The organism is Rhodobacter sp. P1_C2, assembly GCF_056406375.1.
In genome coordinates this window covers 69,388-85,344 of sequence record NZ_JBFUAG010000010.1, presented here as the reverse complement: position 1 = coordinate 85,344, position 15,957 = coordinate 69,388, and the positions used below count along the sequence as shown (strand labels likewise).

The 15,957-nt window shown below is 67.1% G+C and carries 14 protein-coding genes; 4 read left to right on the top strand and 10 right to left on the bottom strand.

The genetic code is table 11. The annotated features are described in order from the left end of the window. Nucleotides 1–466: 466 nt before the first annotated feature. The 6 genes from AC1DZT_RS17505 to AC1DZT_RS17480 all read right to left on the bottom strand — a co-directional run bounded on the left by AC1DZT_RS17505 (nucleotide 467) and on the right by AC1DZT_RS17480 (nucleotide 6,517). Nucleotides 467–1,483 (bottom strand): hydroxyacid dehydrogenase, encoded by a 1,017-nt coding sequence (locus AC1DZT_RS17505; protein ID WP_478007934.1) that lies wholly within the window; start codon nucleotides 1,481–1,483, stop codon nucleotides 467–469. Continuing rightward, nucleotides 1,480–2,523 (bottom strand): hypothetical protein, encoded by a 1,044-nt coding sequence (locus AC1DZT_RS17500; protein ID WP_478007933.1) that lies wholly within the window; start codon nucleotides 2,521–2,523, stop codon nucleotides 1,480–1,482. The genes AC1DZT_RS17505 and AC1DZT_RS17500 overlap by 4 nt, the downstream gene beginning before the upstream one ends. Continuing rightward, nucleotides 2,523–3,281, bottom strand: a complete 759-nt coding sequence (locus AC1DZT_RS17495; RefSeq protein ID WP_478007932.1) for an ATP-binding cassette domain-containing protein — start codon at nucleotides 3,279–3,281, stop codon at nucleotides 2,523–2,525. The genes AC1DZT_RS17500 and AC1DZT_RS17495 overlap by 1 nt, the downstream gene beginning before the upstream one ends. A 2-nt stretch (nucleotides 3,282–3,283) precedes the next feature. After that, nucleotides 3,284–4,303 carry an ABC transporter permease gene (locus AC1DZT_RS17490; RefSeq protein ID WP_478007931.1) on the bottom strand — a complete coding sequence of 340 codons (1,020 nt, stop codon included), beginning with the start codon at nucleotides 4,301–4,303 and terminating at the stop codon, nucleotides 3,284–3,286. A gap of 75 nt (nucleotides 4,304–4,378) precedes the next feature. Next, the gene (locus AC1DZT_RS17485) at nucleotides 4,379–5,311 is read right to left on the bottom strand and encodes a substrate-binding domain-containing protein (protein WP_478007930.1); all 933 of its coding nucleotides are present in this window, start codon (nucleotides 5,309–5,311) and stop codon (nucleotides 4,379–4,381) included. An 81-nt stretch (nucleotides 5,312–5,392) separates the two neighbouring features. Beyond that, nucleotides 5,393–6,517 carry a fatty acid desaturase family protein gene (locus AC1DZT_RS17480; RefSeq protein WP_478007929.1) on the bottom strand — a complete coding sequence of 375 codons (1,125 nt, stop codon included), beginning with the start codon at nucleotides 6,515–6,517 and terminating at the stop codon, nucleotides 5,393–5,395. Nucleotides 6,518–6,761: 244 nt separating this feature from the next. Here AC1DZT_RS17480 and AC1DZT_RS17475 point away from each other — a divergent pair, with 244 nt between their 5' ends. Continuing rightward, a complete protein-coding gene (locus tag AC1DZT_RS17475) occupies nucleotides 6,762–7,787 on the top strand; it encodes a LacI family DNA-binding transcriptional regulator (protein WP_478007928.1) in 1,026 nt (341 codons plus the stop codon). A gap of 395 nt (nucleotides 7,788–8,182) precedes the next feature. Here the strand turns inward: AC1DZT_RS17475 and AC1DZT_RS17470 are convergent, their stop codons facing one another. The 4 genes from AC1DZT_RS17470 to iolD are packed head-to-tail and all read right to left on the bottom strand — an operon-like array spanning nucleotide 8,183 to nucleotide 12,706. Continuing rightward, the gene (locus AC1DZT_RS17470) at nucleotides 8,183–9,028 is read right to left on the bottom strand and encodes a class II fructose-bisphosphate aldolase (RefSeq protein ID WP_478007927.1); all 846 of its coding nucleotides are present in this window, start codon (nucleotides 9,026–9,028) and stop codon (nucleotides 8,183–8,185) included. After that, nucleotides 9,025–9,864, bottom strand: a complete 840-nt coding sequence (locus AC1DZT_RS17465) for a 5-deoxy-glucuronate isomerase (RefSeq protein WP_478007926.1) — start codon at nucleotides 9,862–9,864, stop codon at nucleotides 9,025–9,027. The genes AC1DZT_RS17470 and AC1DZT_RS17465 overlap by 4 nt, the downstream gene beginning before the upstream one ends. An 11-nt stretch (nucleotides 9,865–9,875) precedes the next feature. Further along, nucleotides 9,876–10,850 (bottom strand): 5-dehydro-2-deoxygluconokinase, encoded by a 975-nt coding sequence (gene iolC, locus AC1DZT_RS17460; protein WP_478007925.1) that lies wholly within the window; start codon nucleotides 10,848–10,850, stop codon nucleotides 9,876–9,878. After that, nucleotides 10,847–12,706, bottom strand: a complete 1,860-nt coding sequence (iolD, locus tag AC1DZT_RS17455) for a 3D-(3,5/4)-trihydroxycyclohexane-1,2-dione acylhydrolase (decyclizing) (RefSeq protein ID WP_478007924.1) — start codon at nucleotides 12,704–12,706, stop codon at nucleotides 10,847–10,849. The genes iolC and iolD overlap by 4 nt, the downstream gene beginning before the upstream one ends. 88 nt (nucleotides 12,707–12,794) lie before the next feature. Between iolD and AC1DZT_RS17450 the strand changes: the two genes are divergently transcribed. From AC1DZT_RS17450 to AC1DZT_RS17440, 3 genes are read left to right on the top strand one after another with little or no spacing between them, the layout of a single operon-like run. Continuing rightward, the gene (locus AC1DZT_RS17450; protein ID WP_478007923.1) at nucleotides 12,795–13,907 is read left to right on the top strand and encodes a Gfo/Idh/MocA family protein; all 1,113 of its coding nucleotides are present in this window, start codon (nucleotides 12,795–12,797) and stop codon (nucleotides 13,905–13,907) included. Continuing rightward, the gene (locus AC1DZT_RS17445) at nucleotides 13,904–14,794 is read left to right on the top strand and encodes a TIM barrel protein (RefSeq protein ID WP_478007922.1); all 891 of its coding nucleotides are present in this window, start codon (nucleotides 13,904–13,906) and stop codon (nucleotides 14,792–14,794) included. Before AC1DZT_RS17450 ends, AC1DZT_RS17445 begins: the two co-directional genes overlap by 4 nt. A gap of 12 nt (nucleotides 14,795–14,806) precedes the next feature. After that, a complete protein-coding gene (locus tag AC1DZT_RS17440; RefSeq protein ID WP_478007921.1) occupies nucleotides 14,807–15,940 on the top strand; it encodes a Gfo/Idh/MocA family protein in 1,134 nt (377 codons plus the stop codon). Nucleotides 15,941–15,957 lie beyond the last annotated feature (17 nt).

Here is a 15,957-nt window from a genome sequence, read left to right as displayed (position 1 = left end):
GCCTCCGCTGTCGGGCTGCGTTTCGGGGCAGGCTCTGGGGCACCGGATCGCTCGGCGCGCCCTTCGGTTTCGGCTCCGACCCCATGCGAAGGGGAAACCCACGCGTCGGTTTGGGTTGGAGTGCCGTCCTGCTACCGTGCAGAGGTCACAATCCTGCGACCCAAACGCGAAGGGTTTGTGACAAGGGATCCCTCGTGGCGACGGCGCTTCTGCAGGCGCAGGCCCCGGTTGGTGCCGGTCCGCGCCAATTCGATGCCGCAGAGCAGCCTGAAGCCCTGACGGAGGAACTTTGCGCAATCCGTCTGCGATGGACTGGACGCGGTCCAGCTGACGCTTCTGCGCCGTCCGGTTCAGCTTTGATGCTGAGGACCGACCGGGAGTCTCGGAAGCAACGAGCGTCACGACAGCCGTGCAAACATCAGGGCTGTTGACAGTCAACAGCCCCACCGTTGCGACAGCGACGCCGTTACGCCTTTTCCACCGGCTTCGAGCGCATGCGTGTCACCGTTTCCCTCTCGGCCCTTCGGCAAGCCACGGGGGGCAGGCCGCGGGCGATCAGGGCGAGGTCCTCCAGCACGCGGGTGCCGATCTCGCGCAGGGCGAAGGTCAGGGCGCCGGCGCGGTGGGGGGAGAACAGCATGTTCGGCACGGCACGGATCGGATCCTCCGGGGGCAGCGGTTCGACCGGGAAGACATCCGTCGCGACACGGATCCGGCCGGAGCGTGCCGCCGCGGTCAGGGCGGGGAAGTCTGCGGCGGCGGCACGGCTCATCAGCAAGAGCATGGCCCCGGGCTGCATCAGGGCAAGGGCGCGGGCGTCGATCATGCCGGCATTGTCGGTGGTGATCGTGGCCATGACGAAGACGAAGCGGTTCTCGGCCATCAGCTGGTCAAAGCCGACCGGTTCGACGCCAAGCCGGCGCAGATGGCCCTCGGGCAGCCAGGGGTCGAAGACCTGAACGCGGGGGGCGAAGGGCTGCAGCAGCCGATGCAGCGCGCGGCCGAGGTCGCCAAAGCCTACGATGCCGACGGTGGAGCCGGCGAGAAGCTCGGATTGCTTGTTGCCCTCGAAGAGCCATTTCTCCTCGCCGCGCAGGAAGGCGGCATGTTCGCCGTGGATGTTGCGGGCGAGGCTCAGCGCCATGCCAAGCGCCATCTCGGCGACCGGGGCGGCAAAGACGGCGCCGGGGGCCAGCACATGGATGCCGCGGGCAAAGCAGGTGTCGTAATCGACATTGGGCAGGAAATTCGTCTCGACGTTGAAGATCACCCGCAGATGCGGCGCCAGGGCAAGCCGGTCTGCCCCCATCGCCTGCTGCGAGATCAGGACCTCGGTCTGCGGCAGGTGGCGGGCGTAGAAGGCGTCACGCTCCTCGCCCTGCCATTCGATGACGGTGTGGTGCGCGCGCAGATCGGCCAGTTCGGTGGCGGAAAAGATCTCCTCGCTGGCGCGGGGCTCGGGGTCATAGAGGATATGCATCATGCGTCCTTCAGAAGGTCTGTGCGGCAGGGAACCCGGCGCGACGCCCCCGCCTCGCCGCGGATGTCGATGAAGCCTTCGCCGGCCAGGATCTCGGCCACGGCTTCGCCCGAGGGCCAGGCCACCGCCCCGATGACATGGCGCACCTCGGTCACGCCGCCCAGGTTCAGGGCGCCGGGACCGGAAAGGTCGGCCTCGGTCGACAGGCTGAGCATATGGGCCGTGGCGCCTTCCTCGACGCCAAGGCAGCCGATGTGGCGGCCCGACCACGGCGCATAATCGCGCCCGCCGTTCGAATGCCAGAGCATCGTCAAGGGCAGGGCATGGGCATTGCGGAGCGACAGGTAAAGATCCCCCTCGGCCGGGCGGGTCACGGCGGTCCAGCCGAGCCAGTGACCGGGGGCTTCAAGGCCCATGACGAAATCCTCATGCCTGGGGTTCCAGGGATAGCGGGTCAGATCGCAGGGGCCTTCGAGGCCGGGAAAGGCCCGGGGGTCGGTGCTTTGGGCGGGGTAGCGCAGGGCCGAGCGGCCGCGGGCAGGGTCGCTTTCTTGCGGTTTCGCGGTCGTCTCCCAGCGCAGCTTGGGCGAGGTGCGGATCAGCCCGCCGTTCTTCAGCGACAGATTGGCATGGTTTGCCACCGGCATCCGGCCCGTGCCGCCGATGAAGACGTGGCGCTGATAGACGAAGGGGTGGCCATCCTCCACCGCCAGTTCCTTGACCAGCGTCGCACCGCGGAGCGGGCGCGACAGAACGGCGCGCAGGATGCCGCCTGCGTGGGCCACCACCGTCCAGGGCGCGTTGGCGGACCAGCCGTGCATTGGCGAGCCTTCTTCCGACATCGCAAAGGGCGCGCAGAAGAAATCCCCGCCAAGGGTTGCGATATGGGGGGCTGCTCCGGGTGGCATCGCCTCGCCCGTGCCGACCCAGGGGGCGCGGTGCAGGGGGGCGATGGTCCGGGTCCCGTCCTGGACCGTGAAGCCGTCCAGCAGGCCGGTGCTGGCGTCAAAGCCGAAGCTTATGCCTTCCGCGCGTGTCTGCATCACAGGGCCAGATGCTCGCCCGTGATGACATCCTCGACATCCTGGATCGAGCATGTGGCGGGGCGCAGGTCATCCGCCACCACGGTGCCGCGCCGCATCACCACCATGCGGTCGACCACCTGAAAGACATGGTGGATGTTGTGGGCGATGAAGATGCAGGAATGGCCGGTGTCGCGCGCCTCGCGCACGAAGCGCAGCACGCCTTGGGTTTCGGCCACGCCAAGGTTGTTGGTGGGCTCATCCAGGATGATGAGGTCGCTGTCGAAATACATCGCGCGGGCAATCGCCACCGCCTGCCTTTCGCCCCCCGACAGCGAGCCGATCGGCGTGGTCGGCGGGATGTTCTTCGAAATGCCGACCCGGCGCAAAAGGTCCGCCGCCACCGCGTTCATCCGGTCCTGATCCAGCCGGCCCATGAAGCCCGGCCCGGTCGTAAGCTCGCGCCCCAGGAACAGGTTGCGGGCGATGGACAGCATGGGGACAAGGGCCGAGTCCTGATAGATCGTCTCGATCCCGGCGCCGATGGCATCGTTGGTCGAGGTCATCACGATGGGCTTGCCCTTGATGCGGATCTCGCCCGAGGTATAGGGGACAGCACCCGACAAGACCTTGATCAGGGTGGATTTCCCGGCGCCATTGTCACCGAGGAGGCCGACGATCTCTCCCTTCTTGATCGTCAGGTTCACGTCGCGCAGGGCATGGACGCGGCCATAGTATTTCTCGATGTGGCGCATTTCCACCAGAGGGGTGTCGGTCATGGTCAGGTCCCCGTGTTGTGCCGGCGTTCCAGCCCGGCGTGCAGCGCCATCATGCCAAGGATGATCGCCCCGATGAAGATGTTGTAGGCCAGACCCGGCACGCCGATCAGCACGATGCCGTTGCGCATCAGGCGCAGGATCAGCACGCCCAGGACGGTGCCGGCGATGGTGCCGCGCCCGCCGGTCAGCACGGTGCCACCGATCACCACCATGGCGATCACTTCCAGCTCATAGCCAGCACCAGAGTTGGGGTTGGCGGCGGAGACCCGGATCGAGGAGATGATGCCGGCAAAGGCCGCCATCGCGGCGGACATCATGAAGAGGGTGACCTTGACCCTCTGGGTCGGAACGCCCCGGTTGCGCGCCGCCCCGGGGTTGCCGCCGGTGGCCTGGATCCAGTTGCCAAAACGGGTCCGGGTCAGAAGGTAATGGCTCAGCGTGGCCAGCAGGATGAACCAGATCAGGCTCATGTAGATGCGCAGGCCGCCGATGTAGAAATCGCCCACCAGAACCTGCGACAGCCATTGGTCATGCGCATCCCAAGTGCGCTGCGGAAAGCCGTCGGTCAGCCAGAGCGCGCTGCCCCGCACCACCAGAAGCATCCCCAGCGTCACGAGGAAGGACGGGATGCCCAGCCGGGTGACGAAAAGGCCCGACACCAGCCCGATGGCCATCGCGATCAGCAGCGCTGCCAGAAAGGCCGCGGGCAGCGGCATGATTCCGGTGTTGAAGAAGGTCCACATGATCACCGGCGAAAAGCCGAAGACCGAGCCGACCGAAAGATCGAACTCGCCCGCCGTCATCAGCAAAGTCATCGACAGGGCGATCAGGCCCAATTCCACCGTGAAGGTCAGCGCGTTGCCGATGTTGTTGAGCGAGGCGAAGGCCGGGTTGATCGAGGTGAAGACCACGATCATCAGCACCAGAAGCACCAGAGGGCCGAACTCTGGCTTGGCGATGAAGAGCCGCACGATCCCCAGTTCTGGAGGATGCGCAGCGGGGGTGGTGCCCTGGTCAGTCATGACGGGTCCTGCGAATAAGGGAAAGGTTTCCGCCCGCAGGAGCTTGCGGGCGGATGGGTGCCTGAGGTGGAAGGCTTACTTGCCGCCCATGATCTTGGCGTAAAGCGGCGCCTTGTCCTTTTCGTAAAGCGCGCCGGTGATGATGTTGAAGCCGATCGGGATGCCATCGGTTTCCATCAGCAGGGCCGACAGGCACATGTAAGACGTGGCCTGCGGGTCCTGCCACATGCCGGCGGCCACATAGCCATCGGTCACCTCCGAAGTGGTGTCGAGCGAGTTGCCCCAGCCCACGACCGGAATCTCGCCCGGCTTGACCCCGGCCTGATCCCAGACCCGCTTGACCGAACCGGTCACCATGTCGCCCAGACCGATCATCGCCTTGATCTTGGCGCGGTTGGCAGTGACGTAATCGGTCATCCGGTTGATGACCTCGGCCTGGTCGAGCGTCGCGTCGGTGACTTCCCAGGTGATGTTCAGGGGCTTGAAGACCTCCGCAATGCCCTTCTCTTCCTCGACCCCATAGGAGGCGCCCGGCACTTCGACCGGCATCCAGACGAAATCGCCCTCTTTCACCATCTTGTGGTCAACCAGATACTGCGCCCAGGCCCGGCCCACATGCAGAAGGTCGCCGCCGACATAGGCGTTCCAGTTCGGCTTGGTGTCGGGGGTGTTGAAGTTGACGATCGGAATGCCCGCCGCCCGCGCCTCTTTCACCACATCGACCATCGAGCCCGGATCGGGGCTGGTCGAGCAGATGCCGTCGGCCTTGGCCGCGATGGCCGAGCGGACCGCCTCCTGCTGGCTCGGCACGTCGCCCGAGTAGAACGAGGTGTTGACCGTGTTGCCGGTCTCTTTCGCCCAGGCCTCGGCCCCTTGCAGGAAATAGGTCCAGACCGGGTCGGCCGGGCCGCCATGGGAAATCCAGTAGAAGGTCTTGCCCTCGGCGCTGGCCATGCCGGCGGTCAGGGCAACAAGGGCGACAGCCCCCAGAAAGGAACGTCTCAACATCAGCTTCTCCTCCTCCGTAGTGCGTCAGGCACAATGCCGGACGTCGTTGTTTTTGGGTGCGGACCGGTTCTTCTTTGGCGCCTAGGCCGAGGCGCGCTGGGGAACCGTGTCGTGCAGATCGTCGCGATAGGGGCGGGCGCCGGGCGGCAGGGCGCGGCGGAAGTAGTAACCTTTCTCATGCCTTTGGCGCAGCACCGCCTGCCAGACCTCCTTGTAGCCGTGCCAGATTGAAGGGTTCGGTTCGGGCAGATCGTGCTTGATGGCCTGATGCAGGCGGGGCAGGGCGTGGTAGGGGACCATCGGGAACATGTGATGTTCGACATGGTAGTTCATGTTCCAGTAAATCCAGCGCGAAATCGGGTTCATGTAGACGGTCCGGCTGTTCAGCCTGTGGTCCAGCACATCCTCGGCCAGCCCGCCATGCTGCAAAAGCCCGGTCATGATCATGTGCCAGGCCCCGTAGATGCGCGGGCCGCCGATCAGCAGGAAGGGGATCGCGGCTTTCCAGCCCATACCCGCGGCCAGCATCCAGAGCGTGGCCGCCAGGGTCACCCCATATATGGCCATGTGGACGCGGGCCCAGAAGACCGCCTTGGGGCGCTCGGCCTGCGGGATGTAGTCCTTCTCGTCCGGCGAAAGCTGTCCCATCGCGTTGCGGGCGATCCCCTTCAGCGAGGCCCAGGCATCGACGAAGCCCACGAAGGCCAGCCCCTTCAGCACCAGCTTGACCGGATGCATCCAGGCAATCTCGGCATCGCGGCCGACGATGATCGTGTCGGTGTGGTGGCGGGCATGGCTCCACCGCCAGTTGATCGGGTTGCGGATCACCTGGAACGAGGCGATGTGATAGACCACGTCGTTCATCCAAGGGGTCCGGAAGGCGGTGCCATGGCCGCATTCGTGCCAGCGCGAATCGCAGGCCGAGCCGTAAAGAACCCCATAGGCCAGCCAGAAGGGCACGGCGATCCAGGAGCCCCAGAACCAGATCCCGCCCGCCGCGAAGGCCAGATGCAGGGCCAGCCAGATCAGCGTGTCGCGGATCGCCGGGCCATCGCGGCGCTGCATCAGGGCCTTCATCTCGCGGCGCGGCACCTCGGTGTGATACCATTCCGCCGCCGCAAGCCCGCGCGCGATGGCAGAGGCCGCAGAGGCCCCGGTCAGCCCGTAGTCGCGTGCCGGAACCAGATCAGCCTCGCTCGCCGTCATCGGGTCGTGCCCCTGCCGCTGTGCTGAAGTGTCATGGCCTCCTCCTTGCGCGGGTCCATCCCGGTGCCGGAACTGCCCGCCGCCCATGTACTCAACCCATGTCCTCCGGGGCATCTTCCGGCATGCGGCAGAATGTCACAACCGCCGATTACATCAGATCACATCAAAGCCGGCTGATGGTTTTCTTGCGTGACGGCGCCGCGACGCCCATACTGCGCATCAGGAGCAGGACGGGGGAAAGCCCATGGGCAAGACCACGATCATCGACGTTGCCCACAGCGCCGGTGTCTCCACCGCCACCGTGGACCGCGTGCTGAACGGTCGTGTCGGCGTGTCGGCGGCCAACCGGCAGCGGGTCCTGCAGGCGGCGCGCGATCTGGGCTATCTGCCCTTCGAGGGCATGGTGCCCTTGCCCTCGCGCCCCGTGCATCTGGAGTTCTTCATCCCCTTCCTGCAAAACGGCTTCATGGCCGAAATGGCCGACAGCATCCGTGCCTTTTCCGCCAACCTCCCCCTCGTCGCTTCCTGCAACGTCCGCCCGCTGGACGGGTTCGGCCCGGAGGTCCTGTTGCCCGCGTTGGAAAACCTGGCGCTCAAGACCAGCGGTGTCGGCCTTGTCACCGTCGACCACCCCAAGACACGCGAGGCGATAAGGCGGATCTGCGAGGCCGGGGTGCGTGTGGTCACCATCGCCTCGGACGTGCTGGCCACGCCGCGCTCGGCCTATGTGGGGGTGGACAACACGATCGCCGGCCGCACGGCAGCGCTGATCATGGGGCGGATGGCGGGGGCGGCTTCGGGATCGGTGGGCCTTTTCCTCGGCACCCGGGCCTACCACGGCCATCAGGGCCGCGAATACGGTTTCCGCGCCTTGCTGGAGCATGATTTTCCCAACCTGACCCTGCTGCCCGCCGTCGAGACCGGCGAGGACCGCGAACGTTCCCGCGCGGCAATGACGGCGCTGTTGCGCGCCACGCCGGATCTGGTCGGCGTCTACTGCGTCGGCGCGGGCCGCACCGGCATCCTGCGCGCGCTGCAGGAGGCACGTCTTCCCAGGCGCCCCTTCGTGATCATGCACGATCTGACCGACAGCACCCGCGCCTGGCTGGCCGCGGATCAGATCGACGTGGTGATCGACCAGAACGCCCGTCTGGTCGGCGAACAGGCCGTCGTCCGCCTCCTCGGCGCCATCGCCGCGAGCACGCCCCTGCTGACCCTGAAAGACATCGAACCGCGCATCGTGCTGCGCGAAAACATCCCGATCCGCTGAAGAGGGAGGGGTCCGGCACCCTTAATTCATGGGATTTGGTCAAATGCGCGGACGACCTCCGCCACCGCGCATATTTGGCGACGAGCTCCCCTGCATCCGGGCGTCGACTCTGGCCTTGGCACGTTCGCGCGCGTCGCCCAGAAGGCGATGCAACCCCCACCAATCGACTTGGGCGAAGGCGCGCACCAGGCCAACATGGGTCGCAAAGGGTGACGCAATCCGTGGCGACCCCTTCTGTGGCCCCGGACTGGGGTGTGCTGTCGCGGCGTCAGGGCCCGGTTTTCACGCGCCTGCGCGATCTGACCCCGCCGCCTGGGTCACCGTCCCTCGCCTGATCAAAACGCTTGCGGGTGCGTCGTGCGCGAGGCGAAAGCGGTGTCTCAGCGCCGGTCCTCTCAGGGCGTCGTACGGCCAGAGGCGCCAAGGCTGCGGATCACGGCTCTGGCGGCTTCTGTCACCGGGGCTTCGGTGGCCTTCAGAAGGGCGATGCGGTCGAATTGGCTGGGGTCGCGGTGCAGGTTGTCGCGCAGTGCCGTGCCGAAGGCCTGGCGCAGTTCGGTGCCGATGTTGAACTTGGCGATCCGGCTGCCCTCGGCCAGCGACAGACGCTCGGCCGGGGCGACGCCCGAGCCGCCGTGGATCACCAGGGGCACCGTGGTCACCGCCTCGATCGCGCGCAGCAAGGGAAGGTCAAGCCCGCCGCCGGGGTCCGACTGCAGGTGCAGATTGCCGATCGAGACCGCCATGGCGTCGATCCCGGTTTCGCGGGCGAAGCGGGCGGCTTCCGCCGGATCGGTTCCGCGCGAGGCGGCGCCCCCGGCATAGCCGACAAAGCCGATCTCGCCCTCGCAGGAGGCCCCGACGGCATGGGCGAGTTCGGCGACCCTTGCCGTCAGGGCGATGTTCTGCGCCAGCGGCAGGCTTGACCCGTCTATCATCACCGAGGTGAAGCCCGAAGCCAGCGCCGCCCGGCAGTCCTCCAGCGTGGTGCCGTGGTCGAGGTGGGCCACGACGGGAACCGAGGCGGCCTCGGCCAGGTGGCGGAACATCGCGCCGAGGACCCGCAAGGGCGTGTGGGCGCGACAGGCCGGACCGGCCTGCAGGATGATTGGCGCGCGCTCGGCCTCGGCCGCGGCGACATAGGCGCGCATGTCCTCCCAGCCGAGGCAGACGAGGCCCGGGACGGCATATCCGCCCGCCAGCGCCGGTTGCAGGACCTGTTCCAGCGTCGCAAGCGTCATTTGAACTTGGCCACCATGTCCATGATGCCGGGGATCGTGTGCAATTGCGCGGCATGGGTCGGCTGGAAATACTGCTTCAGGCTGCGCTGGCTCTGGCCGCCGAGGATCGTGAAGTAATACATCTCGTAGCCCGGCAGCACGCAGCAGGGGTGATAGCCCTTGTCGATCAGCACGGTCGAGCGGTTCATGATGTGATAGGCCTCGCCCGGCGCGTTATCGACCCGTTGCAGCATCTGCATCCCCGAGCCGTAATCGGGGCGGAAGCGGAAGTTGTAGCATTCGTCGTGGCGGGTCTCCTCCGGCAGGCGGTCGGTGTCGTGCTTGTGGCTGGGAAAGCCCGACCAGCCACCCGCGCCCACGGTAAAGAGTTCAGAGACCAGCAGGCGGCCGACGCGGTCATGATGGGCGGCGCCGAGGATATGCTTGATCTTGCGGTGGGTCTTGGTGTCGTCTGAGCCATATTGCACGCGGTCGATATCGGCGGCACGCACGGCAAAGGGGCGCAGCGTCTCGGCATAGGCTGCGCCGGCCACGAAGACCTCGGTGTCGGTGCGTGCGGTGATCCGGGCCGCCGCACCCGAGGGGACATAGGCGCCCTCGGGCTCGCCATCCCAGACATCGGCGCCGCGATGGCCGATGTCGGCGAAGGTCTCGCCCATCGTCTCCACCGTCACGGTGCCGGTGGCGGGGACCACGCAAGTCTCGTATCCCGGGGTGCGGTAGTCGAAACGCGCCCCCGCCTTCAGGGTGACGATGTTGAAATAGACGAGGGGCACCAAGGGGTTGCCCATGTCGACGATGGCTTGGTTCCGGTTGTCATGCGGGGCTATGTGCATCTTATGTCCTATCAGGCCCCGGTTGGGCCGATGTGAGAGGCAAGGAAGCGGTCCAGTTCCTCGGTCGTGGGCATGGCGGGCGCGCAGGCCACTCGAGAGACGACGATGGCGGCAGCGGCCGAACCGCGCAGCACGGCGGTCTTCAGGGCCTCGCCCTTGGCGAGGCTGGCGATCAGGTTGCCAAGGAAGGCATCCCCCGCCCCGGTGGGCTTCAGGGCCGCGGTGCGGAAGATGCCGGTGCGGATCTCTTCCCCGCCCTGGAGGGTGATCGCGCCCTCTGCGCCCATCTTGTAGACGACGATCCCCGCGCTAAGGCTGCGGGCCTTGGCCAGGCCCGCGCCCGGCGCGCCGGCCATGAAATCGAATTCCAGATCGTTGCCGACGATCACGTCGCAAAGCGCTGCAGCACGGGAATAGACCTGCGCGGCCTCCTGCGGCGAGGCCCAGGAATAGGGCCGGTAGTCGATGTCGAAGATCAGCGGCAGGCCCGCCGCCCGGGCAAGGTCGAAGGCGCGGAAGGTGGCGCTGCGCGACGGCTCCGCCGCAAGCGCCGTCCCGGTGGTGACCAGCGCGCCAAAGCGGGTGTAGTCGACAGCTTCGACATCGGCGGTGGTCATGTCGAAATCCGCCGCTACGTTGCGGTAGATGACGGATTGGCAACGCTCGACCCGGGTTTCCACCACGGCCAGCGAGGTCCGCGCCGGACCGCCCGCAGCGCGGACATGAGTGCGGTCCACGCCATAGGCGTCCAGCTGTGCGAGGCAGAACCGCCCCACCGCATCATCCGAGATGCAGGTCAGAAGCGCAGCCCTGGCGCCCGCCTTGGTCAACGCCACCGCGATATTGGCCGAAGAGCCCCCCAATGCGGTGGTGAAGCGGGTGGCCGTCTCGATCGTTGCTCCCGGCGGGTCGGCGTAAAGGTCCATCCCCGCCCGCCCGATGACGAGGCAGGGCAGGCGCCCGAGGCGTGCGAGATCGGCGCTCACAGCCCCGGCCTTTGCGCCGCGCGCCCGGCCTCGACCTCGGCGTGTTTTTCCAGCACGCTGGTGGAGGCTGAAACTTCGGGCGTCCCGATCTCCCACCAGGCATGGCCCTGAGTGGTCCAGCCTTCGTAGGGGTCGACCTGCATCACGATGACCGAGGTCTTGCTGGCCGCCTTGGCGCGCAGGAAGGCCGCGCCGAGTTCGGCCGGGTTCGCCACGGTTTCGGTCAGGGCGCCCATCGCCCGGGCATGGGCCTCGAAATCCACTGCGAATGGCGCGGTGACCGTCGGGCAATCGGCGATCAGGTTGTTGAAGCTGGGCTGACCGGTGTTGTTCTGCAGCTTGTTGATCACCGCAAAGCCGCCGTTGTCGAGCACCAGAACGATCAGCTTCTTGCCCGTCAGGACCGAGGAGTAGATGTCGGAGTTCATCAGAAGGTAACTCCCGTCGCCGACGAAGACCACGGTGTCGCTGGCGGGCTCGACCTCGGCTTGCGCGATGCGGGCGCCCCAGCCGCCCGCGATCTCGTAGCCCATGCAGGAAAAGCCGAATTCCACATCCACCGTGCCAAGGCCGAGGGTCCGCCAATTGGCGGTGACTTCGGCCGGCAGGCCCCCGGCGGCGGTCACGATGCGGTCGCGCGGGTCGCACAGCGCGTTCACCATGCCGATGGCCTGGGCATAGGAATTGGGCCGGTTGCCATGGGCGATGTTGGCCTCGACATAGGCATCCCAGGCCCGGCGTTCTGCCTGGGCGTGGGCGGTCCAGTCCTGCGGCGCGGCATGGGCGCCCAAGGCGTCCCCGAGCGCCCGAAGCCCCAGAAGCGCGTCGCCCACCACGGCCAGAGACTGGTGCTTGGAAGCATCCTGCCGCCCGGCATTCAGCCCGATCAGCCGGGCATCCGGGGCGAAGACCGTCCAGGAGCCGGTGGTGAAATCCTGCAGCCTCGTGCCGACGGCCAGAACCACATCCGCCGCCCCCGCCACCCGATTGGCGCTGTCCGACCCCGTGACGCCGAGGGGGCCGATGTTCAGGGGATGCGAGGCCAGCATGTTGGCGCGGCCGGCGATGGTCTCGACGACCGGGATGCCATGCGCCTCGGCGAATGCCGTCAGCACGCCCGCAGCGCCGGAATATTGCACCCCGCCGCCCGCCACGATCACCGGCCGCTTGGCGGCTTGCAGCAGCGAGGCCGCCTCGGCGATCTCGCGCATATCGGGGGATTGGCGGCGGATGCGGTGCAGGCGGCGGTCGAAGAAGGCCGCCGGATAGTCGAAAGCCCAGCCCTGCAGGTCCTGCGGCAGGCCGAGGAAAGCCGGGCCGCAATCGGCAGGGTCCAGCATCGTGGCCAAGGCCGCGGGCAGCGACTGCAAGATCTGCGCCGGATGGGTGATGCGGTCCCAATACCGGCTCACCGCCTTGAAGGCGTCGTTCACCCCAAGCGACGGATTGCCGAAATGCTCCAGCTGCTGCAGCACCGGATCGGGAAGCCGGGTCAGGAAGGTATCGCCGCACAGCATCAGCATCGGCAAGCGGTTGGCATGGGCAAGCGCGGCCGCCGTCAACAGGTTCGCGGTCCCCGGCCCGGCGCTGGCGGTGCAGAACATGAACCGCCGCCGCAGGTGGTATTTCGCATAGGCCGCCGCAGCGAAGCCCATGCTCTGTTCGTTCTGACCCCGGTAGAGCGGCAGTTCCACGCGGAACGGGTAGAGCGCCTCGCCCAAGCAGGGAACATTGCCATGGCCGAAGATGCCGAACCCCCCGCCACAGATGCGGCGCTCGACCCCGTCGACCTCGACATATTGGTTGGCCAGCCAGGTCACGATGGCCTGGGCCACGGTCAGTCGGATCGTCTGCATCCTTGGTGCCTCTCGAACGGGGCTTGCGCGATTTCGCCGCCAAGGATACATCTTTTGCAACCGGTTGCAATATCGCTCGGGAGGCGGGATGACAGAGATCGGCATAGGCCTGGTCGGCGGCGGCTACATGGGCAAGGCGCATGCCGTGGCGCTGTCCGCGGTGGCTGCGGTCTTCGACACCGCGCTGAGGCCGCGGCTGGAGGTGATCGCGGCCACCAGCCCGGAATCCGCGGCGCGCCATGCCGCGACCTATGGCTTTGCCCGCGCCACGGCAGACTGGCGCGACCTCGTGGCCGATCCGAAGGTGCAGGCGGTGGTCATCGCCTCGCCGCAGGCCACCCACCGCGCGATTGCCGAGGCGGCCTTTGCCGCCGGAAAGCCGGTCTTCTGCGAAAAGCCGCTTGGCGCGTCGCTCGACGATGCCAGGGCCATGGTCGCGGCGGCCGAGGCCTCGGGTCAGGCCAACATGATCGGCTTCAACTATGTCCGAACCCCCGCCACGCAATTCGTCCGCCAGCTGCTGGCGCAGGGCACCATCGGCGAGGTCACCTGGTTTCGCGGCGAACATACCGAGGATTTCCTCGCCGACCCCAAGGCCCCGGCAAGCTGGCGGACCACGGGCCGTGCCAATGGCTGCATGGGCGACCTCGCCCCCCATCCGATCAACGCGATGCTGGCGCTGATGGGGCCGGTGGCCGAGCTTTCGGCGCGGATCGGGACGGTCCATGTCAGCCGCCCCGGCGGCACCGTGGACAACGACGACCACGGCCAATTGATGCTGCGCTTTGCCTCTGGCGCCATGGGCCACCTTTACGTCAGCCGCGTGGCGACGGGGCGCAAGATGGGCTATGCCTATGAAATCCATGGCACGAAAGGCGGCATCCGCTTTGACCAGGAGGATCAGAACGCCGTCTGGCTTTATCGTGCCGAGGGGCCGGAGGCCTTGCGCGGCTATACCCGCATCCTGACCGGCCCGGCCCATCCCGACTTCGCCGCCTTCTGCCAGGGGCCGGGGCATGGCACCGGCTATCAGGACCAGATCATCATCGAGGCGCGGGATTTCCTCGCCGCGATCCACAGCGGCCAGCCGGTCTGGCCGACCTTCCGCGACGGTCTTGCCGTCGCCCAGATCATCGAGACCGCGTTCCGGGCCTCCGCCGATGGCCAATGGCACGCCGTCCCGCAAGGAGCGACCCCATGACCATCCGCATCGGCAATGCGCCCTGTTCCTGGGGCGTCGAATTCGCAGGCGACCCGCGCAACCCGCCCTGGCGACAAGTCTTGGCCGAATGTGCCGCGGCGGGCTACCGCGGGATCGAGCTTGGCCCGATCGGCTTCATGCCCGAAGACCCGGCGATCCTCGGCGAGGCCCTGGCCGAGAACGGGCTGGAACTCATCGGCGGCGTGGTCTTCCGCCCCTTCCACGATCCGGCCAAGTGGGAGGAGGTTCAGGACGCCGCCCTGCGCACCTGCAAGGCGCTGACCGCGCATGGCGCGCGCCACCTCGTGCTGATCGACAGCATCTCCCCCCGCCGGGCACCGACGGCGGGGCGGGCCGGGGATGCCGAACAGATGGACGCCGCCGAATGGGCCGCCTTCCGCGACCGCATCGCCCAGGTCGCGCGGATCGGGGCCGAGGACTTCGGCCTGACCGTTGGCATCCATGCCCATGCGGCGGGTTTCATCGATTTCGAGCCTGAACTCGAACGCCTCCTCGACGAGGTGGACGAAAGCATCCTGAAAATCTGCTTCGACACCGGGCACCATTCTTACGCGGGCTTCGACCCGGTGGCCTTCATGCGCCGCCATGTCGGCCGGATTTCCTATATGCATTTCAAGGACATCGACCCGAAGGTCAAGGCCCGGGCGGTTGCCGCCAGCACGGGGTTTTACGAGGCCTGCGGGCAGGGCATCTTCTGCAACCTCGGCCAGGGCGACGTCGACTTTCCCGCCGTCCGGCAGATCCTGCTTGAGGCGGGCTTTCAAGGCTGGTGCACGGTCGAGCAGGACTGCGACCCCACCCTCGACGTCAGCCCAGTCGACGACGCGCGCAAGAACCGCGCCTATCTTTCCTCCATCGGTTTTTGAAAGGAGCTCCTCATGGCACAACTCAACTGGGGCATGATCGGTGGCGGCGAGGGCAGCCAGATCGGCCCGGCTCACCGGCTGGGCGCCCTGGCCGACGGGCATTTCCGTCTGGTGGCGGGGGCGCTGGATCATCGGCCCGAGGCGGGCCGCGCCTATGCGCAGCGGCTGGGCGTGGCCGCCGACCGCTCCTATGGCGACTGGACCGAAATGCTGGCGGGCGAGCGGGGCCGCCCCGACCGCCTCGACCTCGTCACCGTGGCGACCCCCAATTCCACCCATTTCCAGATCACCAAGGCCTTTCTCGAGGCGGGCTTCAACGTGCTTTGCGAAAAGCCGATGACCCTGACCGTCGAAGAGGGAGAGGAGATCGTCAGGGTCGCCGAGAAGACCGGCAAGATCTGCGCGGTCAACTATTGCTATTCGGCTTATCCGATGGTCCGCCAGGCCCGCGCCATGGTGCAGGAGGGCCAGATCGGCAAGGTCCGCCTCGTTGTCACCAACTTCAGCCACGGCCACCACGGCGACGCCACCGACGCGGATAACCCCCGGGTGCGCTGGCGCTATGACCCGGCGATGGCGGGCGTCTCGGGCCAGTTCGCCGATTGCGGCATCCATGCGCTGCATATGGCGAGCTTCCTCTGCGACGACGAGGTCACCACGCTTTCGGCCGATTTCGCCTCGACCATCGCCTCGCGCCAGCTGGAGGATGACGCCATGGTCAACTTCCGCATGGGCAAGGGCACGGTCGGGCGGCTTTGGACCTCTTCGGTGGCCATCGGGCGGCAGCATGGCTTCGACATCCAGGTCTTTGGCGAGACGGGGGGCTTTCGCTGGGCCTCGGAACAGCCCAACCAGCTGATCTACACGCCGGTGGGCGGCCGCACCCAGATCATGGAGAAGGGCGAGGCGGGGCTTTGCGAGGACGCCCGCCGCCTAAGCCGTGTGGCGATTGCCCATCCCGAGGGTTTCCCGATGGCGGTGGCCAACATCTACTGCGATCTGGCCGATGCGATCCGCGGTGAGGCCCGCCCCGGCCTGCCCCGCGCCGCTGCAGGCCTGCGCTCGATGGCCGCCGTCCATGCCGCGGTGGCCTCGGCCAAGGCAAGGGGCGAATGGGTCGATGCAAGGCCGCCGATGTTCCGCTGACGAGGCATCCGCACTAG

Excerpts from the sequence above, each read along its gene's own strand:
- AC1DZT_RS17505 (WP_478007934.1), bottom strand. The coding sequence starts at position 1,483 with ATGATGCATATCCTCTATGACCCCGAGCCCCGCGCCAGCGAGGAGATC.
- AC1DZT_RS17500 (WP_478007933.1), bottom strand. The coding sequence starts at position 2,523 with ATGCAGACACGCGCGGAAGGCATAAGCTTCGGCTTTGACGCCAGCACC.
- AC1DZT_RS17495 (WP_478007932.1), bottom strand. The coding sequence starts at position 3,281 with ATGACCGACACCCCTCTGGTGGAAATGCGCCACATCGAGAAATACTAT.
- AC1DZT_RS17490 (WP_478007931.1), bottom strand. The coding sequence starts at position 4,303 with ATGACTGACCAGGGCACCACCCCCGCTGCGCATCCTCCAGAACTGGGG.
- AC1DZT_RS17485 (WP_478007930.1), bottom strand. The coding sequence starts at position 5,311 with ATGTTGAGACGTTCCTTTCTGGGGGCTGTCGCCCTTGTTGCCCTGACC.
- AC1DZT_RS17480 (WP_478007929.1), bottom strand. The coding sequence starts at position 6,517 with ATGACGGCGAGCGAGGCTGATCTGGTTCCGGCACGCGACTACGGGCTG.
- AC1DZT_RS17475 (WP_478007928.1), top strand. The coding sequence starts at position 6,762 with ATGGGCAAGACCACGATCATCGACGTTGCCCACAGCGCCGGTGTCTCC.
- AC1DZT_RS17470 (WP_478007927.1), bottom strand. The coding sequence starts at position 9,028 with ATGACGCTTGCGACGCTGGAACAGGTCCTGCAACCGGCGCTGGCGGGC.
- AC1DZT_RS17465 (WP_478007926.1), bottom strand. The coding sequence starts at position 9,864 with ATGCACATAGCCCCGCATGACAACCGGAACCAAGCCATCGTCGACATG.
- iolD (WP_478007924.1), bottom strand. The coding sequence starts at position 12,706 with ATGCAGACGATCCGACTGACCGTGGCCCAGGCCATCGTGACCTGGCTG.
- AC1DZT_RS17450 (WP_478007923.1), top strand. The coding sequence starts at position 12,795 with ATGACAGAGATCGGCATAGGCCTGGTCGGCGGCGGCTACATGGGCAAG.
- AC1DZT_RS17445 (WP_478007922.1), top strand. The coding sequence starts at position 13,904 with ATGACCATCCGCATCGGCAATGCGCCCTGTTCCTGGGGCGTCGAATTC.
- AC1DZT_RS17440 (WP_478007921.1), top strand. The coding sequence starts at position 14,807 with ATGGCACAACTCAACTGGGGCATGATCGGTGGCGGCGAGGGCAGCCAG.